The organism is Oleiphilus sp. HI0061, assembly GCF_001635675.1.
Genome location: NZ_LWFE01000114.1, coordinates 1 through 24,767, shown reverse-complemented (window position 1 = coordinate 24,767; position 24,767 = coordinate 1). Strand labels below are relative to the sequence as shown.

Sequence of the window (24,767 nt, the reverse complement as noted above, 5' to 3'; positions counted from 1 at the left end):
TGCTACTAAAAGCCTTAGGAAAAGAGCCCGGTTGCGCATTTCGTTAAGCGCCAACTTTTAATGTGGGGCTCGCCTTTTTGCGTCGGGCCTTATATTTACGTTTTTTAAATTTGTTTTGCGCTTTAAGGCCAGCTAAGGCTGAAAGGTGTGTATCTTTTGCCCTACATAGTAAGTGACTGATTTGTTGTTCAAGTGGCAGCATAAAATCAGCATATGCATACTCCCCCTGACTCATTTGCTTTAGCATCAACTCCCAGTGTGCAGTCATATCGGGCAATGAAACCTCTTCTGGCAGACTCGCTATCACTTTTCTACCAGCCTCTGTCGCTTTAATGGCTTTACCTTCTCGGTAAATAAACTGCCTCTTGAATAACAGCTCAATGATCGAAGCACGTGTCGCTTCTGTTCCAAGACCATCGGTATCTTTTAGTATTTTTTTGATCTCGGGGTCACTCACAAAACGGGCTATACCGGTCATCGCCGCGAGTAAACTTGCATCGCTAAAGTGTTTAGGAGGCTGAGTAAGCTTGCTAAGCAAGTCTCCAAATAAACAAGTAAAACGCTCACCTTTCTTGAGCTGAGGTAAAGCTACGGTTTGTTTTTCATCCTTAGTGGATTTAAGTACCTGCTTCCAACCCGGCTCACTGGTTTCCCTCGACTTTGCTCGGAATAAGCCACCGGCAATTCGAAAGCTGATTTCACGGTCGGTATAAGCCCAAGCCGGAAAAAACTGAATAAGATAGTGCTTTGCTATCAATTCATATACTTGCTGCTCAGCTTTACTCAATAATCCCTTTTTTGACTTATTCGCAGTTGGAATGATCGCGTGATGAGCACCAACCTTGGCATCATTCCAAACACGTCCTTTTAAACTTGAGTCGGCACTGTTACATATATTCTGTAAGTTGGTATTGCTAGCGATTGCATCGAAAATTTGTGCAGATTGGCTTAAGTGCCCCGAGGGTAGATAACGATTGTCAGAGCGAGGATAGGTAATCAGTTTATGTCGTTCATACAGATTCTGACAAGTATCCAAGACGGTCTTAGCACTCATACCAAATGCTTTAGCAGCATCGATCTGTAACGCAGATAAATTATATGGCAAAGGCGCAACTTGCTTCTTGGACTTAGCACTTGTTGCTTCAACATTAGCTGGCTGCCCCTTAATTCGCGCCACCACATTTTCAGCCAAAGCTTTGTTTATGACTCGCCCTTCGCTGTCCTGATAGGGCTCGCAAGCTTCGCTCGGCTGCCAACGGGCAGATAAAACTTGTTGTTCAGATATTTGGATATGGGCATCGACTTCGTAATAGTCTCGCACCACAAAGGCTTCAACTTCTGCATCTCGCCGAACAATCAAGCCTAGCAAGGGTGTTTGCACCCGCCCGATTGAAACCAGGCCCTGAAAACCGACCTTTTGAGCCTGAAGCGTAAAAGCGCGAGTTAGGTTCATTCCATAAAGCCAGTCTGCACGTGAACGAGCTAAAGCTGAAACAGATAAAGGCACAAAGTCTTTATTCGACTTTAGAGAAGCCAGGGCTTGCTTAACAGCGGGTAGATTTAAATCACTAATCAGGCAGCGTTCAATACTATCTTTCACTGACGCTTTAACGCCGACATGGTGAATCAGCTCATCCACCAGTAGCTGACCTTCCCTATCAGGGTCACCACAATGAATTATGTGATCAGCCTGTTTGACTAACTTTTTTAGAATAGAGTATTGCTTGCGGGTTTGCTTTTTAGGCGCCAGCTGCCAACCTCTAGGAAAACGGTCGGGCAATATAGGCAAGGTTTCATGCGACCATTTCTTAAGTGATGCATCATAGGCATCTGGCTCGAGCTGCTCCAGAAGGTGACCGATACACCAGCTGACTACATCACAGCGGCGTTTATCGGAATGCCCGACGTAAATACAGCCATCAGCTTTATGGTGAGGTTTAGGTAGGGCTTGCGCTATAGCCTTCCCCAGACAGGGCTTTTCTGCAATATACAGTTTCATTCATACAAAATACTGTATAAACAAACAGCTATCAAGCAGTTTCACGCCGTCTTAGCCAACTTTTTGCTCAACTCTGTTTCGACCGTTAAGCTTAGCTTGGTATAGCGCCTGATCAGCCATCTCAACCAAAGCGTGAGTCGAGCTTTCCTCGTTCGGCATGCAGGCACTTACGCCAACACTCGCTGTCACTTGAATACGCTCATCACCCGTATCAATCCACAAAGCTTCAATATGCGCCCGAATTCGCTCACCTATCAAAACAGCACCTTCCAATTTGGTCTCAGGTAAGACAACAGCTAACTCCTCTCCACCATAACGGCAAACCAGATCAGGAGGGCGTTTCACCAAACGATACACTTCAGAAGCGACCGTTTTCAGACACTGGTCTCCAGCTTGATGACCATAGGTATCATTGACGGATTTGAAATTATCCAAATCAATCATAATCAAAGCTAATTCTCGCCCATTTCGCCTGCCACGACGAAACTCTCGCTCCATCATTTCATCAAAATAACGACGATTTCTAACCCCGGTGACTTGATCAAGTGTTGATAGATCTTCAAGTTCGGAGTTTAATTTATTGACCTTTTCTAAAGCCAGTCGTAAGTCTCTGGTTCGCTGCTCAACTTCTACCTCTAATGCTTCATTTTGCATCTGCTTGGTCTCGATCAGCTTTTCCTTCACTTGCAAGGTTTCTGCTTCAGCTTTAAAACGGCGCGAAGTAGCGTCATGCAAGCGTTCCGCAAGAGCAAAAGACAAGAGAATAATTTCAATAGCTGAGCCAATTTGCGCTGCAGACTCCGTTAGCCCATTTCTAGGCAGTAAGCCAAATTTGTTCATGGCCAATATAACGGTGCCAATTAGAAACATACTCCAGGCAACCGAAAAGTACGTCGCATATTTTTGTCTCGATTTGATCGTGACATAGTAACTAATAAATAAAATAGACGAACAAGTAACGATCGCCAAAGCCGCACCATAAGGAATCATGACTGCATAAGGTAAGAGCGTGCTCAAGAAAGCCAACACGATTCCAAGCCAAGCCTGCAAATAGACAATACGATTCAAGTACGGGTGATTATTCTGCAATTTAAGGAAGTTCGATACAAATACCATCCCCGATGTCACGATTAAGGGCGTTATTACCGCCATACTCTGCTCATTCCATACCGGAAAGTTTGGCCAGATAAATTGGTAAGCAAAGCCCGTCAGGGACATCTGGGCTACAGCAAAGGTAATCACGTACAAAACGTAGAACAGGTAAGCACTATCTCTAAGTCGCAAAAAAAGAAAGAAGTTATACAAAGCCATCACCAGAACGATGCCATAGTACAAACCGTGCTCGGCAAAGCGATATTGGTCAGCCTCAAAATAGCTTTTCTCTGGCCAAAGCGTAGCAGGCAACTGAATGGAACTTGAAGAGCGAACTTTCAAGTAAACATGCTGTGCTTCATCAGCGCCATCGATTGGAAATAGAAATGCTCGATGTTGAATAGGACGCTCAGAGAAAACAAAGTGATCACCTGTACGGACAAATTCAACGACTTCACCTCCTTTAACCCGATAAAACTCGATTTCATCTAGCAAAGCATAATTGATTTCCAACAACCAGGCGTGGTCATTCCCTGGCACCACAAAGCGGAACCAGTAGGTATCATGCGAAAAACCAAATGATGGCACTTCCTGCTCGTTCGAGCGCCAGTCCCAGAGGTTGTAGCCATGCACATCATCTATCGTCAAGCCATGTGTCGGATCGACAAAGAACTCAAGATGGTCTCCAGACAATGGTATGCCATTGGTGTAATGCTCCTCCGCCATAGCCGACACGGAATACAGGCAGACACACAGCGCTAGAAAGATCCAAAGTCCATTTTTTATTTGTAATTGTTTCAAGGGGTAATTGTCTTTTTCTGTGATGAGTACTTAGCTAAGTATAGACAAGGCTTAAAAACTTTCATGAAAACGTCTGGCATGTTTTCTAAGAGCTTGTTCTAATAATTAGCAAATTCAATCCAGTTTTTCAGTAAACGACGACTATGATTTTTTCCTCTAAAGGAAGCAAAACACCACTGCGCGAAAACGTTCGCCTGATAGCTAGCGCTCGCCTGGCCTTGTGGGGACTGGCTCAACTTTTTTTACTCGTTGACCATCTATATCTGAACTTAAAATTTAACTTCATCCTGGCGGAGTTTATTTTAAGCCTATTTGCTTTTTCAGCCATGTTCACCTTCGCTCAGCTTAAAAGCGCCCGTATCATTACCGAAAACTATGTCCGACTTCAATTAGTGTCAGATGTACTATTCATGAGCCTTCTGTTTCATGTAACCGGCGGCTCCGCCAACCCTTTTGTGTCACTTTTACTCTTCCCGTTAACCATTAGTGCAGCAACCTTAAATAGTAATTTCACCTGGTTTATGGCCTTACTCACCGTAAGTTGCTATGGCTCTTTATACTTAGTCGACCTTTCGGTATCAGAGACTTCTGTTGCGAATGAGCATGCCCATCATATGCACCACCAAATTGATGCAAGCCAAACTGCCTTTTCCCTTCATCTCATTGGCATGTGGTTCAATTTTGCAGTGAGCGCGGCCTTAATCTGCTTCTTCCTCATTAGAATGAGACAAGAGTTAAAGTCTCGACAACATAAGATCAACGAACAAAGAGAACAGTTACTGCGCGACGAGCAATTATTGGGTATTGCAACACAAGCCGCGTCTGCTGCTCATCATATCAGTACACCACTATCGACGATGGCCGTGCTCGTTGACGACCTTCAAGCAGATAGCCTGACCCAGGATTTCGACGAAGACCTTACACTCCTGGCGTCTCAAATAGCGATATGTAAAAACGTGTTAGATGACCTTCGGCACCAGGCTCGCCTCAGTCAGCAAGATGAATCTGTCCACTACTTTCTCACCCAGCTAGTGAATGAATTTAGACTCTTACGGCCTAGCGTCAGGCTTGAGAAAAACTGGAACAGCACACAATTCGACGAGTCACCATCGCCAAATATTTCCTCAGATCCATCTTTAAGGATGGCCATTCTGAATATCCTGAATAATGCTGCCGATGCTTCGCCCGAAAGAGTCTGCTTCGAGGCAGATGTTGAACCGGACAAGCTCAGACTCACCATCAGTGATTATGGCAACAGTGATGAAAACAAAGTTTCCCGTATTCTTAGTGCCGCTGAGCAACCATTAGAGTCTGACAAAGAGCATGGTATGGGCATTGGTTTATTTTTATCTCATGCCACGATTAATAGACATCATGGAAAAATAAGCGTTGAAAGAGCAGATAAGTCGGGCACTCGCATTCATATTTCCCTGTCACTTGTAAGCTCACACCCAGCCGAAGAGCAGAAAATAAAATGACTAAGAGTATCCTTATCCTAGATGACGACCAAACCTTTTCTACGACACTTGCCCGGTCATTTAAACGACGAGGCTACAATAGCTTCGCCGCAAACAGTATTGAAGAAGCCAAAGGCATATTAACGGATACGAGCATAAATTTTGCTGTGGTTGACCTAAAGATCGATCAGGAAAGTGGTTTGCAGTTTCTGGCGATTCTAAAAGAACACTCACCTCAAACCAAGGCACTGATTCTGACAGGTTATTCCAGCATTAGCACAACGGTTGAAGCGATGAAGCTGGGTTCAGTGAATTACCTATGCAAACCTGTGACCACCGATGTCATTATCAAAGCCCTACAGGAAGAGGACGCAAACCCAGATATTCCCCTAGATACTAGCCCGCCATCAGTGGGACGCCTGGAGTGGGAACATATCCAACGCGTGCTTAATGAGCATGATGGCAATATCTCTGCAACAGCTAATGCTCTGGGAATGCATCGACGGACTTTGCAACGCAAGCTACAGAAACGCCCTTCATCAAAATAAGTCATTAACATAAAGCCAAAACATATCTGAACTTGAACTAAACCCAAACTATACCCCAAAGTAGGTGCGACAATTTGTCACTCCTTTGCACCCTTACTTCAGCGTAAAATTTCACGCAATTAATGATTTTGCGCATCAAGGAGTGCATAGATGAAAGCAGTTAAGACCCTCGCATTTAGTTTGAGTTTAGTTGCAAGTGCTTGTTTAATGAGTGCGTGTAGTGATAGCAACAATTCACAAAAAAATGATTATGAGCTTTCAGAAAGCTTTAAAGTTACCTATTTATCCGAGATGGCTCAAGTTGGTAAATCCAACCTAAAAATCGAAATTACCGATTTGGATGGCACCCCTATGGAAGGGCTTTCTCCTACCTTAAGCCCACTAATGGAAATGTCTACACATAACCATAGCACGCCTTATGGCTCTTTCACCGAAAGTGACGAAGCAGGAATCTATAACGCGACAATCTACTACCTCATGGCATCAGGCCCTGAGATGGGTACTTGGTACCTTGATATAGGTTTACCTTATGATGAAAGCGTTACCTTTCAGCCAGATGTAATGATGGCAATGGGAGAGACAGCCCGCGCTAATCTAAAGAGCCAAACTGATACTATTGCAAATATGATGGGCGGAGAAGAAAAACGCACCTACATTCTATTCAATGATGGCCTATCAGATGGAGATAGCGGTCATGACTTCAGTGTTTTTATCACTACCAAGGAAAGCATGATGAGCTTTCCGGCAATTAGCGCTGGGCAAATACTCAATGCAGACTCCGACTATGAGCTTACGATCTCTAGCATCACCGTAGCAATGTCAACAGACCCAAGTGATGGTGACAGCTGGGTCACAGCATCCAATGAGGGAGAAGGTATTTGGACCGCTGAAGGCCTGACGGGCCTTACTGACGGAGAAGCCGGCTCTATCTATGTACGCCTATCGGTTAACGGTGAACAAAAAACCGACGATGGCAACATTCCTGATGGTGAATATGATGAAGCAGAGTTCGTCGTGACGCCATCTAACACGATGATGGGGATGTAAATATCTTTAGAAAGATATCTATTTGCATGAAGAATAAAGCCTTTCTGTTTTTTCTCAGTACACAGCTCCTTGTGCCACTGAATCTTTGGGCTGCATCCTGTTGTGGCGGCGGGTCAGCCTCTTCTTTAATTCTGCCAAAAGGTGCGCGCATGATGTTTGATACATCATTCTCGCACGAGAACTATAAGGGCTACTGGAACTCTGAAGGAAAGCATCAGGATGACCCTGTTGGCTCTGACTTAAACCAGTACCGAAGTAGTCTTGGTATCGCTTATCGGCTTGCCAACCGCTGGCAGGCAAGCCTCCAAATTCCCTATGTATGGAATGACAATACCTACACTGGAACAGAGTCTAAAGTCGACAACATTGGTGATACGACCATAGGGCTATGGTACGAGACCTTTGACGATATTAAATGTGTCTGGAAAGTCACCAACTGGCGAAGCCTGATTCCAGCAGTATACCTGGGCAGCACCTTAACCCTGCCGACAGGTAAATCTGCATACTCTGGTGAAATTGATAACAGCTTCGATATCACGGGCCGGGGCGTCTACCGCCTGGATGCTAATCTGCTTGTCGACAAGACTATTTATCCCTGGAATATGACCTTGAACATGTCCTATGGAAAATATATTGAACGTCCTGTTAACGAAGACTCTAGCGGCTTTATCGACCCCTATGATCTGCAATTAGGTAAGCGCCTGTCAACAAGCCTGGCTTTTGGTTATACGCATTTTTTAGACTCAATGGACACGCTTACTGTGACCACATCCTATAATGATTTACGCGAAAAGGTCGGTGAAATTGATGGGAATAAAGACATCTCCCTTCCTGGTTTTCAAAAGCAGTCGCTGGGATTAAGTATTGCCTATTCAACAGTCGCTATGGATTGGATCTACAAGCTCTCGTGGAATCATGCGCTCAGTGGTGAAGACTTTGCTGCAACAGATATTTTAAGTTTGGGAGTGAGCTATGTTCTACGTTAGATTTCGTTTAATTAGCATGCTTTTCCTTGGGCTATTATTATCTGCTTGTAACGAAGATTTAAACCCTTCCAGTGAAGATAAACGCGAAAGTGTGCAAGCGGGTAGTATCGGTAACCAGGTCAACCAGGTTGCTAGTGACTTCAGCATTCTTGACACTGAAGACAATGTGCTGACTTTAAGTGATGAATTAACCGCTTATGATGCGGTTGTACTTTATTTCACCATGTGGTGTCCGCTTTGTGATAGCCATATGTCGAGTATTCGCGAGTCAATCAAGCCAAACTATCCGAACATTCATTTTATTAGTATTGATTATGTCTCAGGATCGATTGAACAAGCCCGGGCGAATCAGATCTCTAGCGGTTATCGCTCTGAAACAGTGGTAGCAGATACTGCTCATAACTTAACTGAGAAGTTCAAGGGAGATATGGGCGTTACGGTTGTGATCAATTCAGACGGCCTCATTCTTATGAATGAAGGCTTCAAACACGCTAAACTGACAGAGGCCTTGGAATTAGCAAGCCAACCTTGATTCATATCAATGCTATTCTGCGGTTCTAACCTAAAATGTAGGTAATACGTACCCATTTTAGGTGAGGAAGAATCATGACAGACCACAAAGAAAAGCTAGTTGCTTTAAAAGAAGAATTAAGTCTTCGTATCGAGAAAATTGATAAAGACCTTCACAACCGGAAAACCAGCAGTAAGTTCTCGGACCAAGTCGTAGACAGACAAAATGATGATGTACTACTAAACCTGAAAAGTGAAGCCGAAGAAGAGCTAGAGCAAATAGATCATGCCCTGCTAAAAATGGAACGAGACTTATATGGCGCTTGTGAGAAGTGTCACGAAGATATCAGCAATGAGCGTTTGGACGCCCTGCCTTTTGCTGCACTATGTACGAACTGCGCCGTTTAGCGCAGCTCCCAAGAAAGTGTACTAGACTAGCTTAAAAAATCTTTAACGTTGATCCTGAATAGGTCGGGGTCAACGGCTTTGACAATTGCATCCTGAACCGTCGGTTTCGCTAAATCAATTAATTCGGTCTTGATAAAGCATTTAAACTTGGTGTGATACATCACCCTTACCTTTGGCGAGCGCTGATCAAACTCGTTCACTTCTACAACCGCGCCCAGTCGGCCACTCTCTAGTAAGACCAAAGAACCAACTGGATAAATTCCGATACAACGAATGAAGTGATTTACCAAAGAGCGGTCCAAATGATGATCGCTCCACTCCAGTAAACGCTTAATCGCCATTGTCGGCGTCATACCCTTGTGATAACAGCGGTCGGCTGTAATCGCATCATAAACGTCAACAATCGCAGCCATTCGCCCGAAGGTTGAGATTTCATGACCACATAGACCCGAAGGGTAACCGGTACCATCCATTCGCTCGTGATGTTCAGAAACGACTTGAATAGTCAAAGGGGAAATACCTTCGATACCCAGCAAATGCTAGCGACCTAGGGTAACGTGATGTTTCATTTGCGAAAATTCATCATCGGTTAATTTACCAGGCTTATGCAATATTTCGTCTGGCACCATGATTTTCCCGATATCATGCAACAATGCACCTGAAATGGTTTGATGAAGAACCGAACGATCCAGTTGCATCGATTTACCAAAAATAGACATCAGAACACTCAGGTTTACGGAGTGCTCCATCAAGTAACTATCTTTCTCGCGAATACAGCCAAGGCAAGCCAAGGCATTGTGATTTCTGAACAAAGAGTCCAGCATATCTTCCGCAAGATTATCAATAGCGTCTATAGGAAGCGCCTGACCAGTCTTAACGTCCGTGAGAATACCGCCCATGAGTTCAACTGCTTCTTCATGAACCTTTTGAGCCGCCAGCATTTCCTCGCCCAAACCTAAACGCGGCTTGTTTAACGAGCTCAGTTCACCTGCCGCTGCTAGTTTCTTTTCATTTTCTTTGTCAATCTCGGCAAGGGTCGGCGCATCCTTTAAATCCTCACCTAGAAAAGTATCGATATAGACTTCTTTAATGCCTAGTTTTTTTATCTTTTCAACAGTTAGATCTTTCTTGATTTTCCCCTTCTTCTTAAAGTTGGAATGAGGGATCCAATCACTATTAAGATCAGATATATACATTCCAACTTGAAGGGAGTCGATAGGAATTCGTTTGATCATATTTATTCTTACACGCTAAAGCAGGTGCGAATTAAAAACACCTGCCAATTTGTGAATAGCTTCTTTTTGTCGATATATAGAGTATAGGTGCTCGATACAAATTAACCACTTCCAATAATAAAACTATTCCACTCGATGTGGTGCCAATTTGACCCCTTGAACACGTGCTCCGGCCATCTTCACACTACCTTTATAACGATCTTCTCCTGTAGAACTGAACTCAAAACCATATTCACGAATAATCTGTAAGCGCCCAGCATTCCCTCTCTTGAGCTTCAATGAGCGCAAAACGACTGTCTGGTCAAGAATACTTAAGTCCAATTCACGACAATGCTTCGCCGCGGCTCTTAGAGCAATATCTTTTAACTCTCTTGCTTTAAGCCAATACCAAACAATCAGGCAGACAAGCAGCGTCAGAACCAATGATCTTAAAGACAATATAACCTCCGCATTCGAAACTCTACTCGCGCCTTGGGTTTAGGCTTCATACAAGCATACCTGATTCCGTCCCTGCTTCTTGGCTTGATACAGTGCCAAGTCAGCATTTTGATAAATTTGCCAAGCAGTTTCTGTCTTAGCTGTCGCGAATGCAATACCGAATGAGGCTGTCAAACTTATCCGTTGCCCCTGCCAAAAGCAGTCTGTACTTTCAATCGTGGCACGAATTCTTTCTGCCAATATATGCGCTTCATCTTTACTTTCGCCACAGACAATAATACTCATCTCTTCTCCGCCAACGCGCGCGGCAGTATCATTCTTCCTGCAATTTGCAAGAATCAATGTAGCAACCTTCTTCAATACTTCATCACCTGCCTGGTGCCCAAATCGATCATTTACTTGTTTAAAAAAGTCTAAATCAATTTGAATAATGGCCATTGAGGCACCGGTACGCAGATGCTGCTGAAACTCTTGTTCTAAACGGTTTTTATAATAACGCTTATTGTAAAGCGCCGTTAGGCTATCGGTCAGTGCCAGATCTGTAATCATATGCTCTCGACGACCAATAAAATAACCTAGCAATGAAAACACAATTCCCGTTGCCAAGCTCATATAGACATAGAGTAATAGATCAAAATGTTCATCAGAGAATGGATCACGCCCCGCAAGTTTCTGGACTAGAACCCAACCCGCCGGTGCACCTAACGATAAAGCCAGGCCGTACAAAGCCCTCAGAACCGGTAAGGATACAAAACGGGTGAGCCGGTTTGAGATTTTAGCGTTAGAACTACGTATCATCGTCATTGGATTTGCTCTCCTGGCGGAGCAGGCTCTGCTCCCTTACTTTGAAGGTAGCATGAACTCATGAATTGAAGTCTGACTCTGATCAAGAACCTATTCATCAAATAGTCTTTTCAAGATGCTTGTAAGTTGCTGTAATTAATTTGCCTTATTCCCGCTAGGCTCCTAGGATTAAAGTATAGAATGAATTTTTGAAAGGTCACCAAAGTACTAACATACTTGTCAAAGAACTCATGAATGACTGCCCACCAACCGTGGACGCGAATTGCTGTATTAAGGAGGCGGTTCCGCTCATGTCAAAGCAAGGTAGCTCCTGCCTGATTATTGTCGAGAACGACAAACCTATCGGAATCGTCACAGAGCGTGACATCACCAAACTGTTTTGCACGCTATTGAAAGACGCTCACTACCCAGAACATTCTATTTGTGAAATCATGACTTCTACGCCTGTTTGTGTTCAGGAAGATAGTCTATTTAAAGACGCCTTGATGCTGTCACGTAGTCGAAAACTCCGTCATCTCCCTGTTATTAACAATGCCGGACACTTAGTTGGTGTTGTGACCCAATCTAACCTAGTCGATGTATATGTTCGCTTGATCGACAGGCATGCAGAACTGGAAACTAATGTCGAAGAGCTAAAACTATTGTCACTTGAAGATGCCTTGCTAGGTATCGGCAACCGACGCGCTATGGAGGTTGATCTCACACATACTGAACAGCACGCTCTACGAACCCAGAATAGTTATAGTCTAGCTTTAGTGGATATCGACTTTTTCAAGAAGTATAACGATTACTATGGGCATCAATCAGGAGATGATGCGCTCAGACAAGTTGCTCAAACTGTTAAATCAACGCTGCGCACCTCAGACAGAGTATTTCGCTATGGCGGCGAAGAGCTATTAATTCTGATGCCCGGAAGTATTGGCCAACAAGCCAGAATATGTGCCGAGCGAGTCAGGGCAGCTATCGAGGCATTACAAATCCCTCACATTGAATCAGACAAAGGCGTGCTAACCGTCAGTATTGGTGTCGTGGAATCCAGAGTGGAAGCCTGGCAAGATCTGGTAAAACAGGCTGACAAAGCCCTTTACCAGGCAAAAAGTCAAGGAAGAAATCAGGTTACTGTAGCTGATCAGCTATAAAAGATCGGCCTTAGGTCTTATAGAACCTTATCAAGCGGTATTTTGAGTCTCATGGCCACCTGACTGACCTCCGATACAAATACGATTCCGGCCACTTTCTTTTGCCTGGTACAAAGCACTATCAGCAAACCCCACCAATGATTCACCTTTCTGCCACTCTGGTGGTGCCATGCTTGCCAAGCCAAAACTTGCAGTCATCGGTATTGTTTTGCCTTGATAAGTCATATTTGCGTCTTCAATTGCCCTTCGAAGTTTCTCGGTTTGCAATAGGGCCTCCTCTTGAGTCTGACCGTAGAGAATCGCAATGAATTCTTCACCACCATAACGAGCCACTATATCTGTTTGTCGCTGATACTGTTTCTTCATTAAGCGAGCAATCAGTTTTAAACACTCATCACCCGCCTGGTGGCCATAGGTATCATTTACCTTTTTAAAATGATCGATATCCATCATAACCAAGGTAAGCGGCGTCATGTTTCGGCGACTATTAGCCAAGGATATATCCATTGCTTGATCAAAGAATGGCCGGTTATAAAGTTGAGTCAAACCATCAATCTGGCTCATTAGTTCCAAGCGTTCTTCACGCTCCTTAATGCTTAGACGCATATGCTCCATGGCCCGAGCAACTGTCAGTAATTCATCATGCGTTCCAATCTCAATCGCTTGATCATAATTTCCCATAGCTACACGATCTGCAGCGCCAGTTAATTCACCTATAGCAGAGCTAACAGACTTATATAAACCGACTGACAAGTAGAGCAAAACCAAGGAGAAGAAAGCGACGCTGATATAGAACAAGGATAAGCGCTCAATGCTCTGCTGGTAATTTTTCGCCAATACACGGTCAGTCACCGATAAAACAAGCTGATTATGCGCGTATACTAATTGATACAAGTCGCTTAACTTCGCGTAGAACTCTTGCGGGTCACCTTTAGGAGAGAAGGACTCTATCAAATACTGTGAAAGCAGGTCTTTAGTCTGAACTAAAGCTGATTTAACACCTAATAAGTCTACGGAAGGGTTATCTCTAAATATACCGGCATAGGCTTGTTCCTTCACATCCACATCATCAATTAACTTAGACAGGTTTTGGTAAGCAGCCTCCATCGCGTCAGCACCATGTGACGCCACAAACGCCTGCCCTAAATACAAACTTCCAAACATTCTGACCAAACCTAAGGCATAGGTATATTCCTCACCCTCATTAAGTAGGTTTACGAAGGACAAAATATCGCTTTGACTACTGGAGGCATACAGATAAGAAACTTGCCTTCTCCAGCTATACGCCTGACCGACCATAATATGTGCCTCTTCATAAATCTTATCGACCCTTCCTGCCTCATTTCCGCGAATAAAACCGTCCTTTTCAAACTTTTCCTTAAGACTTAGTAAGTACTTGCTACTAGCGTTAGAACTTAATTTTTCGCTTAGATCCAGAATACGACCATAAGCCCGCTTCTTAACAGCATCAAGCTTTGAAACCAAGAAGGAGTCACTCTTCCAAGAGACAACAACAGTTATATCTCGTATCGTTTCCAAGTCTTCGATAAGTTCTGTTGATTGGCGAAGATAGTTAAAGCCAGAGCGAGTGTGCTGTGCTTGTTCTAGTTGCTGATGCGCATTAAATGCTAACTGCACAGCAAACAGAGCCAAGGGGATCGCGAAAACCGATGAGATCAACATAAACTTACCACGGTAAGTTAATCGATTCATCAGCAAAAATATCGGTTGAATCAGCTTATTCATAGCGAAAAGAAACTGCTTGTTAAGGGCCTTCAATAAGTGTAACAGCATAATTCTGTTTTTCTCTTTCACAACAATATCGTGTAGAAAATCTTTTCCAAAAAGATTATTCTTCAATGAAAAGGGTAAGGTGCTGATACAAGCAGCTTCAATAAGGAAACGTATGCTAGGTCGTAGGTCAAAAACTTTGAGTTTGTTCGGCAAATTGAAGCTGGCTAAGCTTTGTATTTTCGTCTTTCTTTTCGGCAGTTCCGAGCTCAGCCTTGCTCGTGACAAGCACTATATGATTGTCGGTACCGGTGGTGTCACCGGAGTGTATTATCCAACAGGCGGCGCAGTATGCAGGATGATCAATCGTCAACGTTCCGAGCACGGTATACGCTGTGGCGTTGAAAGCACCCAGGGATCATTGTACAACTTACGAAAAGTCAGAGAACTGGACTTGGATATGGCAGTTGTTCAGTCCGACTGGCAATATCACGCAGTACAAGGCAGTGAAGTATTTTCCTCAGAAGGCAGAGACCCAGCGTTACGCTCAGTATTTTCTATTTACTCCGAGCCATTTACTGTCGTCGCACGAAAAGATTCGGGCATCCAAACTTTAAATGACCTGAAAGGTAAACGAATTAATATAGGTAATAAAGGCTCTGGTCATCGTGCCACTATGGAAATTCTCATGCAGGCACTCGGCTGGGGAAGCAGCCTTTTTTCACAAGTATCTGAACTCAGCTCCTCAGATCAATCAAAAGCACTATGCGACAAGCAGTTTGATGCCATGATTTTTATGGCTGGGCATCCTAGCGCCTCGATTAAAGCTGCGACCTCAGATTGCGATAGCATTCTTATTGATGTTGAAGGTTCCGAAGTTAATCAGCTAGTCACTGACAACGCATATTATCACGAAGTCACCATTCCGGCTGGTATGTACCGAGGCAACCCAAATGAAATAAAATCATTTGGCGTAGGTGCGACACTAGTAAGCTCTAAAGATACACCCGACGAGGTTATCTACCAGTTAACCAAGTCAGTATTTGAAAATTTCCTCGAGTTTAAAAAACTTCACCCTGCATTCCATGCTCTCGATAAGACCAAAATGGTTAAAGAAGGCTTATCAGCCCCCTTACATGCCGGAGCAGTTCGCTACTACAAAGAAGTAGGTTTGTTGAATTAGTCAGCTGCCAATATTCTTTCAGTTGTTCTGTGGCCCACTAGAGGGTTAGCACAAGCTTAATCAAGCGCGAAGAAAAAACCTCTGCAAGAGATTAAGACCAGAAACAAAAAAGCACCACTCGAATGAGCAGTGCTTTGCTAGCAAGAAGGGAAAGCCTAACTTAGTGCTTAGGTGCTACTTAGAAAGCAGCGAAATATCTGCCACTCGCAGGAATAGCTCGCGCAGCTGACTCAACAAGGCTAAGCGATTATTCTTCAACGCTTCATCATCGGCCATAACCATGACATCTTCAAAGAACTGGTCAACAACTTTTTGAAGACTTGATAGCTCAGTCAAAGCAGCTTGGTAGTTACCTTGGTCAAACAATGGCGTTACAGTTTTTGCTAGGCTATCTACCTGAGCTGCCAAATCCTTTTCAGCTTGCTCAATCAGCTTACTCTGGTCGACCTGATCTGCCAACTCGCCCTTATTCTTCGCCAGAATATTGGAAACACGCTTATTGGCTGCCGATAAGGCTGAAGCCGCTTCGAGGCCCAAAAAGTTGCTAACCGCTTTGATGCGCTGATCAAAGTCGACCGGACGTGTAGGCCTACGAGCGTTAACCGCTAAGAAGACTTCAGCAGATACATTTTCATCCTGATACCAGGCACGGAAACGTTCCAACATGTAGTTCAATAAGTCTTCTTGGACACTATTGTTTTCCAAGCCTTCGTATTGCTCTAGCGACCAATTAATTAGGTCAACCAGATCAAGATCCAATTGCTCTTCAACAATGATTCGAAGCACACCTAAAGAAGCACGGCGCAAGGCAAATGGGTCTTTAGTACCCGTTGGAGGCTGATTGATACCAAATAGACCAACCAGTGAATCAAGTTTCTCAGCAATAGAAAGTGCACAACCCGTTTTTGTGGTCGGCAAGCTGTCGCCCGCAAACTTAGGCATGTACTGCTCATTCAACGCTAAAGCAACTTCTTTAGATTCGCCATCGTGCACAGCATAATGATAACCCATGGTTCCCTGTAAATCAGAGAACTCTAGAACCATTTCTGTCACCAGGTCAGATTTAGCTAGCTCGCCTGCACGCTCTGCATCGGATGCATTGCCACCAATTGCTGCGCCAATCTTCGCAGCTAGCTTTGATACACGTTCAGTTTTATCGTAAACCGTTCCCAATTTACTCTGGAAGACAATTTTCTTTAACTGCTCACGACGCGAGGCCAAAGTGGACTTCTTATCCGTTTCAAAGAAGAAGGCCGCGTCTGCCAGGCGAGGACGAATAACACGCTCGTTACCCTGAATTACCTGCTGAGGGTCCTTACTTTCGATATTCGCTAGCGTGATGAAGTTTGGTAACATCTCGCCATTCTTATCCAAAGCATGGAAATACTTCTGATGCTCTTTCATCGAAGAAATCAGTGCTTCTGTCGGCACCTCCAAAAAGCGCTCGTCGAAGCGGCCGACTAAAGGGACAGGCCACTCATTTAGAGACGCGACTTCGTCCAACAAGTCTTCATCAATCACAGCCACACCACCAATACCTTCAGCAGCAGCCGTCACACCCTGACGAACCTTTTCCTTACGCTGATCATAATCTGCAATCACTTTGCCTAGCTCTAACAATAGAACTTCGTAGTCATCTGCTTTAGTAATTTCAATCTCACCCTGACTATGGAAGCGGTGACCGCGAGTCTTTCGACCAGCTGGAATATCCAGAATACTGCCTTCTACAACCTCATCACCGAAAATCATCAATACCCACTGCAGCGGTCGAACGAACTCAACCTTTTGAGCTCCCCAACGCATACGCTTAGGAATAGGCAACTTGTTCAATGACTGGGCAACAATGTCATTCAACAAAGATTTGGTTTCCTGACCTTTCTCTAGCGAGCGGTAAACTAACCATGTTCCTTTCGGCGTTTCCATTTCTTCTAGGTCTTCAGGCTTAATACCTAACGAGCCGGTAAAACCAGTCAAGGCGCGAGAAGGATTCCCTTCAGCATCATAAGCGGCTTTCTTTGACGGGCCTTTCTTTTCAACTGACTTATCAGCTTGCTGCACGTCCAAACCTTTAACTCGAACAGCTAAACGTCTGGGGCTAGCGAAAGCCTTTACCTCAGCATAGTTCAAAGCCGCATCTTTTAAGCCTGCTTCGATACCACTGGTAAAGGAGTCCGAGAGCTTCTTCAGTGCTTTCGGTGGAAGTTCTTCAGTCCCGATTTCAACGAGAAAATCTTGCGTAGACATTATTTCTTGCCTCCTTTGTCCGACTTTGAACCAGCGTTATCTAAGCTGGCAAGGACTTCTTCACGAATCCCTTCAGGAGCCAGAGGGAAGCCTAATTCTTTACGACTATCAAAATATGCCTGAGCAACGGATCGTGCCAAGCCTCGAACACGCAGTATATAGCGCTGACGCTCAGTGACCGAGATCGCATGGCGGGCATCCAGCATGTTAAATGTGTGGGAAGCCTTAAGCACCAACTCATACGCTGGTAATGGCAAACCCTGGTCAATCATCTTCTGACTTTCAGCTTCACAGGTATCAAACTGTGCAAAAAGCGCATCAGTATTGGCGTGCTCAAAGTTGTAAGTCGACATTTCCACTTCGTTCTGGTGGAAAACATCGCCATAGGTCACATCACCATCTGGCCCATGCGCCCAGATTAAGTCATAAACGCTATCCACACCCTGAAGGTACATCGCGATACGTTCCAAACCGTAGGTAATTTCACCGGTTACCGGGTAACATTCGAGCCCGCCAACCTGTTGAAAGTAGGTGAACTGAGTTACCTCCATACCATTCAACCAGACTTCCCAACCCAAACCCCAGGCGCCTAGTGTAGGAGATTCCCAGTTATCCTCTACAAATCGAATATCGTGGACAGTGGTATCAATACCCATCGCCGCTAATGATTCAAGATAGAGTTCCTGAATATTCAGGGGTGAAGGCTTCATCACCACCTGGAATTGATAGTAATGCTGCAAACGGTTCGGGTTCTCGCCATAGCGACCATCTGTAGGTCGTCGACTTGGCTGAACATAGGCGGCGTTCCAGGTCTCGGGCCCTATTGAGCGCAAGAAAGTAGCCGGGTGAAAAGTACCTGCTCCAACTTCCATATCAAGCGGCTGCAGGACTACACAGCCCTTACTCGCCCAGAAGTTTTGCAGGGCCAGAATCAGCCCCTGAAAAGTTTTAACGTCAGGCGCACCTGCACCGACTTCGTTTGCTTGGGTCTCGTTAGACACGATCGTACCACCAGATTCTTATAGAGTGAGAAACAAAAGAGCGGCATTATAACGTAAAACACGCCGCCTTGTAGCGAGATTAGCCCGACTATTGGTTGATATACTTCAAAATTTCTACTACTTGTTCCGGCGTTTCGGTCACCGCCATCGCTGCACCATCAATTTCTTTCAAAGGGTGCGTCAATTCTGGCGCATGCATCACAATAATCGGCTTACCCTGACCAATCGCAATACCTGCGTCGAAGGCCGCATTCCACTGCTTATATTTTTCACCAAAACGCACCACCACAATGTCGGACTTTTCAATCAGAGTCATAGTACGCAAGGCGTTAATTTTTGCTGCTTTGTGATCTTTCCAGAAGTTATTCTCTTCTTCCCCTAAAATTTTAACGCCTACTTCATCGCTTGCTTCATGGTTAGTGATCGGCGAATAGACTTCTACATCCAGTCCGTTCGACTCCAAACCTGTCACAATTCGCTCGCGCCAATCGCTATGAATTTCACCAGATAAATAAATACTGTATTTCATGACATGTGTCTCCCTAATTTCATCTCAATGTTATATATTGTGCCTGTGATTTTATCGGAGTGTGAACTCTAACGAAATGTGATCTATTCAGCAAAATATTGATATTACTAGCGAATAGGTACGCTCACAAAAAGGACAAGCCCAACAAGGAGGGGCAGTATATGGCAATTTACGATCATCAGTACGGAGAATTATCTTATTTCCGAGTCTTTCGAGCATGGGGAGGCAAAGAGCACCAAGAGTATGTCCGTATCAAACGCAGTCGCAAAGCTGCATATTCCAAAGCCCAGGAAATCGACGCACGCTTTGCCAAAGCACAGAAAGCTTATGGTTTGAAACAAGCTCTCTCTACCGAATATCATATTCGCGAAAAAGGCACTATCCGAGGCTTACGCCGCATTGTCGTTAAACGAAAAGGGCGTGCGCCGGCTGATGTTTTTGAGCTGCGTATTAACGTACCTTGGGAAGATGAAATCAAGCGTACCACCATCTCGATAGCCGTCCACGGCGAAGAGAAAGCATTCCGCTTATCTGTAGAGAAAATTTGTGAGTGGTATGGCCTGAAGCCTCGTTCTGAGGCGGCCAAAGCAATGCATGAATGCCTTCCTGCTTATCAAGTAAGCACTGAAGAAGAAAGCAAATATCAAGAAACGGCAGCAATTTCTGAGCTGGTCGTTAAAAAAGCAAAAGATGAGTTTTCGAGTATTACTGACGGTCTAATGAAAGGCCTGAAACGTTTTACCGCTTAAGTTGATACGGTGCGCCATGCGCACCAAACCTGGCGAAGGTTTATGCTGAGCCCTAGCGGATGCACGATACAGCTAATATGCTGTGTCGTGTCTATTGTATATCTAAGCTCCTTAGCCCTTGCAGGCTAAGCAATCTTACCCGTTACACGAACCCGCTTACTGCCCTTCTCTTTCTTTGTTTCAGTTTTCGCTTTTGCTGCCGCTGCACGTTGATCAATGATATTCTTCAGCGCAATGATTAAGCCCATTCCAACAAATGCACCCGGAGGCAAAATCGCAAACAGGAAGTTGGGGTAATCTTCAAAAACCTGAATCTCCCAAGCCAGAGCCATATCACCAAAGATCAGGTTCATTCCGGTAAACAGGGTTCCTTGACCAATGAGCTCACGCATGGCGCCCAGCAATACCAATACCACGGTAAAGCCTACTCCCATCATCAAACCATCTGTTGCGGCTGGCAATACAGGGTTCTTACATGCATATGCATCGGCTCGACCTAAGATTGCGCAGTTAGTCACGATTAATGGGATAAAGATTCCAAGAATTTCATACAATTCATAAGTGAAGGCTTGCATCAATAACTCAGCACAAGTCACTAGCGAAGCAATAATCATCACAAAAGCAGGTAGTCTGACTGAATCTCTCACATAGTTTCGAATCAACGAGACCGATACATTAGACCCAAGCAAAACCAAGGTTGTCGCCAACCCCAAACCTAAAGCATTAACTACTGTGCCGGTTACAGCCAATAAAGGGCACAAACCCAGTAGCTGAACCAAGGCTGGGTTATTGTCCCACAAGCCATTCTTAACTAGTTTGTTGAACTCGCCACTGCTAACAAAGCTTTGCTTCGCACCTTCGCTTTGTTCCGGTATTAAATCTGCGCTATTTTCTGCTGCTGCCATTATTGTGCCTCACCTGCTGCAGTATCAGTTCCCGACTTAGAACTCATTGCCTGATCCAGAATCCGATCTTTGTTCTCACTAAAGTAGATCAGCGCTTTATGCACCGCACTGACTATCGCACGAGGTGTAATGGTTGCACCTGTTAACTGATCAAAGTCTCCACCATCTTTCTTCACTTGCCACTGAGTTTCAGTCAAGTTCGCCAAAGACTTGCCGTTGAAGGATAAAACCCAATCAGACTTCTTCAAGTCGATTTTATCACCTAAGCCCGGCGTCTCTTTATGCTCTATCACTCTCACACCCTTAAGCTCCCCCGACATATCAATACTCATAATCAAACGTATAGGGCCTGTATATCCATCAGGCGCCACAACAGGCAATATTAGGTGGGTAGGAAGCTGATCTTTTAAAGCGATGAATGCCTCTACTGGTTCAATAGTCCCCAAGGCTTCAGATGGAGCTAGTGTAAAGGCATCATCGAGTAATTCATTATCGAACTCAGAAAGTGGCACAATCTGCAATAAGGCCTTTGACCTTGCTTGCTTCACCTGCTCTGCAATTTTCTCTTTCGTCCCCTGTTGGGTAAAGGCAATTAAACCGGCAGTAATAATTGCGAACAAACCCAGCCCCCACGCAGACCGAAGTATCGACAAGCCCAGGGTGTCTATCGTTTCAGAAAGCGGTTCGCCCAGCTCTTCTCGTTCGTCAGTTGGATTAAGCTTATCAGTCATCTCTTAAGCCTCCTCTTTCTGCTTGGCGCCGCGTTTTGCCGACTCATAGCCATAAGTTCTTGGCTGCGTATAAACATCAATCAGGGGTGCTGCAAAATTCATCAATAGCACAGCGAAAGCAAAGGCATCAGGGTATGCACCATAAACGCGAATAATATAGGTCAGTAAACCGATACCAATACCAAAAATCAAACGGCCACGAGTCGTGGTACATGAGGTAACGGGATCCGTTGCTATAAAGAAAGCTCCCAGCATGGTCGCACCAGACAGCATATGCAGGCTAAGCGGTGCGAACTGGTCTGCATCATAGCCCAAGACAAGCGCTGGCAAGGCCAAGCCAAGGATTACTCCCAAAGGCGTCTGCCAAGGTATGATCTTTTTCACAAGTAACACCAGGCCACCTGCCAGGAACATCAGATTTACCCATTCCCAACCCAAGGAAAATCCGGCACCAAATACCGGATTTTGCAGAACGACATCCGCAGTAGAGTGTGCAATTTCATGCTTATAGACATCCAAAGGCGTCGCCCCACTATAACCATCTGCTATGGTACCACCCCATATTGCATCAAGCGTTGCTCCCAGCGTTGCTGGAGAGTCCAATAAAGTCTGCGGTGTTGCCCAATTGGTCGTCATCGCTACAGGAAAAGATACCAGCACCAAAGCATAACCCACCATTGCCGGGTTAAAGGGGTTATACCCCATTCCTCCGTATAAGTGTTTGGCAAAAACAATAGCAAATGCTGTCGCTACCAAAGATACCCACCAAGGCGCAAAAGGAGGCAGAGCAATCCCCAGCAACACTGCTGTTACAAGCGCACTGTAGTCGTTAAGGTAAAACATAACAGGGCGCTTACGAATCTTCAGAATCAAGATTTCGCAAACAATCGCCACCACGCTGCACCAAAGAACATTGTGCAAGTTGCCCCAGCCGAAAAAAATCGTCTGTGCAATCAGGCCGGGAATAGTCAAGCCGATGACCCAGCGCATCATGTTTGCAGTTCGATTAGAACCTTTCGCATGCGGTGAAGTGAGCGTCAACAATGCCATCTTAGTTACCATTCTCTTGTGATTTCTGCACATCGCCTACTTTAGCGCGCGCACTATTCAGTTCATCTTGAGCGACTTTTACCCGCTGCTTGTTTTTATCAACGGCACGGGTTAATTTCTCGACTTGCTCTGGTTGAGCATTTGCTAAAGCGTCTTCCATCTTCATTAGCTTTGATTCCGCCTTTTCCACAGCTAGACTCAAAGCATCCAGATCAGGCAGTTCTTCCTTTTCACTTTCTTGTGAGCCTGACTGAGTCGAAGCTAATGCCTGTTGTGCCTCCTCGAATGCCTGTTTGGCTTGCTCAACACGCACTTTGTTCTTGTCGACAGCACGGGTTAGTTTCTCTACCTGCTCGGGCTGAGCATTTGCAAGTGCATCTTGCATTTTTGCCAACTTAGATTCGGCTTTCTCAAATGCTAGCTGCAACTCATCTACAGCAGCTTGATCTATGCCCTTAGCCTCACCCGCTTCTTCACTTTGCATCGCAGGTTCTGAGTTTGCTTTTTCCCAGGCTTGCTTAGCCTGGTTAACTCGCATTTGGTTCTTTTCTACAGCTCGGGTTAATTTCTCTACTTGCTCAGGATTATTTTCTTTTGCCGATTCAAGTGCATCGAGCATCTTATCCAGTTTCGATTGCGCCTTATCCCAGGCAGTTTTTAACTCTTCCGGGCTTTGCTCTATTGCTTCTGCAACTTCCTTAGCTTTCTTTGCTTCCGCTCTAGCCAAAGCTTCCGCAACCGCCGCTTTCTTGGCATCTATCTCTGGCGCTTTCTCTGGGGCCGCAGCAGCCTGAGCCTTTTTCTCTGCTTGCGCTTTCGCAGCGGCTTCGGCTCTGGCTTTACGCTTCGCCGCTTTTTCAGCCGCTTCACGATCGAGACGCTCTTGACGTGCTTCAAAACGCTCGCGCGCCTGATCCGACTTCAACTGATCAGCGCGCTGCTGCTTAATTTCACCTTTAGCATGACGATAATACTGAACAAGAGGAATCGAACTTGGGCAAACAAAGGAACAAGCACCACACTCAATACAATCGAACAAATTGTGATGCTCTGCCTTTTCATATTCCTGCCCGCGCGCAAACCAATACAGCTGCTGAGGCAAAAGCTCTGCAGGGCAGGCTTCAGCACACAAGCCACAACGAATACAGGCTTGAGCCGGCTCAGGCAAAGGCATTTCTTTTAGATCAGGAGCCAGAATACAGTTAGTGGTTTTCACGACGGGCACATCAGTATCTACTAGATTGAAGCCCATCATCGGACCACCCATTATCAGGCGTTCGTACTTGGCCGGTTTGTAATCATACTGACTCAATAGCCAACTAATCGGCGTCCCCAGAAGCACTTCGACATTGCCACGTTTGCCTATTTGCTGCCCGGTTAAGGTCGTAATCCGTGAAATAAGCGGCTCACCAAAGCGCACGGCACGATACATTGCAACGACTGTACCTACGTTGTGACAAACCACACCAATATCCGCAGGAATCTTAGCACTCGGCACTTCCTTCCCGGTAAGGATTTTTATCAGCTGTTTTTCACCACCGGAGGGGTACTTGGTTGGCACAACACAAACTTCAATGGTGCAGTTGCCGGTTTCAATACTCGCCAAAGCTTGCTGAAGAGAACGAATCGCTTCAGGTTTATTATCCTCAATACCAATCAAACACTCTTTCGGCTGAAGCACTTTGATCAGCAATCGAAGCCCTTCAACAAGTTGATCAGCCCGCTCACGCATCAATCTGTCGTCTGAGGTAATGTAGGGTTCACACTCTGCCGCATTCAGAATAAGCGTAGAAATGTCTGCACCTTTTGGAGGGTTAAGCTTCACATCACTTGGGAAACCAGCTCCGCCCATTCCGGCAATCCCTGCAGCACGAACTTTCGCTCTTATTGTGTCAGCATCCAGAGATAAGTAATCCTCACTCGCATCCAATTCACACCACTGGTCCTGGCCGTCTGTCTTCAAGGTAATACATAAATCTGAATTACCAGAAGGGTGCGCCACAACTTGCTCAGCAATACTTTCTACCACACCTGAGCTGGGTGCATGCAAGCCGACACTGATATAACCGTCTGCTTCAGCCAATAACTGGCCTTTTTTTACTTGTTGACCCACTTCAACCAAGACCTTGGAGGCTTGACCAATATGTTGCTGTAAAGGTAAAACAAGTAGTGGCGGAATG

21 protein-coding genes and 1 pseudogene are annotated in these 24,767 nt (G+C 45.1%); 9 read left to right on the top strand and 13 right to left on the bottom strand.

The genetic code is table 11. The features are described from left to right. Positions 1-43: 43 nt before the first annotated feature. Together A3735_RS01470 and A3735_RS01465 are read right to left on the bottom strand one after the other, a co-directional pair. The gene (locus A3735_RS01470) at positions 44-1,999 is read right to left on the bottom strand and encodes a DNA topoisomerase III (RefSeq protein ID WP_068512070.1); all 1,956 of its coding nucleotides are present in this window, start codon (positions 1,997-1,999) and stop codon (positions 44-46) included. 51 nt (positions 2,000-2,050) lie between these two features. Continuing rightward, entirely contained in the window at positions 2,051-3,817 is a 1,767-nt protein-coding gene (locus A3735_RS01465; RefSeq protein ID WP_068512067.1) for a diguanylate cyclase, read from the bottom strand. A 218-nt stretch (positions 3,818-4,035) separates the two neighbouring features. Between A3735_RS01465 and A3735_RS01460 the strand changes: the two genes are divergently transcribed. The 6 genes from A3735_RS01460 (at position 4,036) to A3735_RS01435 (ending at position 8,848) form a co-directional block, all read left to right on the top strand. Next, positions 4,036-5,370, top strand: a complete 1,335-nt coding sequence (locus A3735_RS01460; RefSeq protein ID WP_068512064.1) for an ATP-binding protein — start codon at positions 4,036-4,038, stop codon at positions 5,368-5,370. After that, positions 5,367-5,897: a response regulator transcription factor gene (locus A3735_RS01455; RefSeq protein ID WP_068512062.1), complete on the top strand. Its 531-nt coding sequence runs from the start codon at positions 5,367-5,369 to the stop codon at positions 5,895-5,897. Before A3735_RS01460 ends, A3735_RS01455 begins: the two co-directional genes overlap by 4 nt. 150 nt (positions 5,898-6,047) lie before the next feature. Beyond that, positions 6,048-6,944, top strand: coding sequence for a hypothetical protein (locus A3735_RS01450; RefSeq protein WP_068512058.1), 897 nt, complete (start codon positions 6,048-6,050; stop codon positions 6,942-6,944). 26 nt (positions 6,945-6,970) lie between these two features. Continuing rightward, a complete protein-coding gene (locus tag A3735_RS01445; RefSeq protein WP_068512057.1) occupies positions 6,971-7,930 on the top strand; it encodes a hypothetical protein in 960 nt (319 codons plus the stop codon). Beyond that, positions 7,917-8,462 carry a redoxin domain-containing protein gene (locus tag A3735_RS01440; RefSeq protein ID WP_068512053.1) on the top strand — a complete coding sequence of 182 codons (546 nt, stop codon included), beginning with the start codon at positions 7,917-7,919 and terminating at the stop codon, positions 8,460-8,462. The genes A3735_RS01445 and A3735_RS01440 overlap by 14 nt, the downstream gene beginning before the upstream one ends. A gap of 74 nt (positions 8,463-8,536) precedes the next feature. Beyond that, complete coding sequence (locus A3735_RS01435) at positions 8,537-8,848, top strand: TraR/DksA C4-type zinc finger protein (protein WP_068509724.1); 312 nt, start codon at positions 8,537-8,539, stop codon at positions 8,846-8,848. A 26-nt stretch (positions 8,849-8,874) separates the two neighbouring features. Here A3735_RS01435 and A3735_RS32440 read toward each other — a convergent pair. From A3735_RS32440 to A3735_RS01420, 3 genes and pseudogenes are all read right to left on the bottom strand, one after another. Continuing rightward, positions 8,875-10,083 (bottom strand): annotated as a pseudogene (locus tag A3735_RS32440) (HD-GYP domain-containing protein). 123 nt (positions 10,084-10,206) lie between these two features. Further along, positions 10,207-10,521: a DUF3301 domain-containing protein gene (locus tag A3735_RS01425; protein ID WP_068512050.1), complete on the bottom strand. Its 315-nt coding sequence runs from the start codon at positions 10,519-10,521 to the stop codon at positions 10,207-10,209. Positions 10,522-10,560: 39 nt separating this feature from the next. Then, the gene (locus tag A3735_RS01420; RefSeq protein WP_082885762.1) at positions 10,561-11,325 is read right to left on the bottom strand and encodes a GGDEF domain-containing protein; all 765 of its coding nucleotides are present in this window, start codon (positions 11,323-11,325) and stop codon (positions 10,561-10,563) included. 230 nt (positions 11,326-11,555) lie between these two features. Here A3735_RS01420 and A3735_RS01415 point away from each other — a divergent pair, with 230 nt between their 5' ends. Beyond that, complete coding sequence (locus tag A3735_RS01415) at positions 11,556-12,464, top strand: GGDEF domain-containing protein (RefSeq protein WP_082865007.1); 909 nt, start codon at positions 11,556-11,558, stop codon at positions 12,462-12,464. Positions 12,465-12,494: 30 nt separating this feature from the next. On the opposite strand, the gene A3735_RS01410 is transcribed toward A3735_RS01415, so the two are convergent. Continuing rightward, positions 12,495-14,210 (bottom strand): diguanylate cyclase, encoded by a 1,716-nt coding sequence (locus tag A3735_RS01410; protein WP_197470020.1) that lies wholly within the window; start codon positions 14,208-14,210, stop codon positions 12,495-12,497. A 184-nt stretch (positions 14,211-14,394) separates the two neighbouring features. Between A3735_RS01410 and A3735_RS01405 the strand changes: the two genes are divergently transcribed. Beyond that, positions 14,395-15,378: a TAXI family TRAP transporter solute-binding subunit gene (locus tag A3735_RS01405; RefSeq protein WP_231877519.1), complete on the top strand. Its 984-nt coding sequence runs from the start codon at positions 14,395-14,397 to the stop codon at positions 15,376-15,378. Positions 15,379-15,552: 174 nt separating this feature from the next. Here A3735_RS01405 and glyS read toward each other — a convergent pair whose 3' ends face one another. From glyS to A3735_RS01390, 3 genes are all read right to left on the bottom strand, one after another. Beyond that, positions 15,553-17,622 (bottom strand): glycine--tRNA ligase subunit beta, encoded by a 2,070-nt coding sequence (gene glyS / locus A3735_RS01400; RefSeq protein ID WP_068512038.1) that lies wholly within the window; start codon positions 17,620-17,622, stop codon positions 15,553-15,555. After that, positions 17,622-18,623, bottom strand: a complete 1,002-nt coding sequence (gene glyQ / locus A3735_RS01395; protein WP_082885761.1) for a glycine--tRNA ligase subunit alpha — start codon at positions 18,621-18,623, stop codon at positions 17,622-17,624. The genes glyS and glyQ overlap by 1 nt, the downstream gene beginning before the upstream one ends. A gap of 88 nt (positions 18,624-18,711) precedes the next feature. After that, on the bottom strand, positions 18,712-19,152 hold the full coding sequence (locus A3735_RS01390) for a YtoQ family protein (RefSeq protein ID WP_068509695.1): 441 nt from the start codon (positions 19,150-19,152) through the stop codon (positions 18,712-18,714). Between the two features lie 161 nt (positions 19,153-19,313). Here A3735_RS01390 and A3735_RS01385 point away from each other — a divergent pair, with 161 nt between their 5' ends. Further along, positions 19,314-19,901 (top strand): hypothetical protein, encoded by a 588-nt coding sequence (locus A3735_RS01385; protein WP_068512032.1) that lies wholly within the window; start codon positions 19,314-19,316, stop codon positions 19,899-19,901. 125 nt (positions 19,902-20,026) lie between these two features. Here the strand turns inward: A3735_RS01385 and A3735_RS01380 are convergent, their stop codons facing one another. From A3735_RS01380 to rsxC, 4 genes are all read right to left on the bottom strand, one after another. After that, on the bottom strand, positions 20,027-20,806 hold the full coding sequence (locus A3735_RS01380) for an electron transport complex subunit E (RefSeq protein WP_082865008.1): 780 nt from the start codon (positions 20,804-20,806) through the stop codon (positions 20,027-20,029). After that, entirely contained in the window at positions 20,806-21,537 is a 732-nt protein-coding gene (gene rsxG / locus A3735_RS01375; RefSeq protein WP_082865009.1) for an electron transport complex subunit RsxG, read from the bottom strand. Before rsxG ends, A3735_RS01380 begins: the two co-directional genes overlap by 1 nt. Positions 21,538-21,540: 3 nt before the next feature. Beyond that, on the bottom strand, positions 21,541-22,587 hold the full coding sequence (rsxD, locus tag A3735_RS01370) for an electron transport complex subunit RsxD (RefSeq protein WP_068512028.1): 1,047 nt from the start codon (positions 22,585-22,587) through the stop codon (positions 21,541-21,543). A gap of 1 nt (position 22,588) precedes the next feature. Beyond that, the coding region (gene rsxC, locus A3735_RS01365) for an electron transport complex subunit RsxC (protein WP_068637427.1) at positions 22,589-24,767 on the bottom strand (2,179 nt) is incomplete at its 5' end.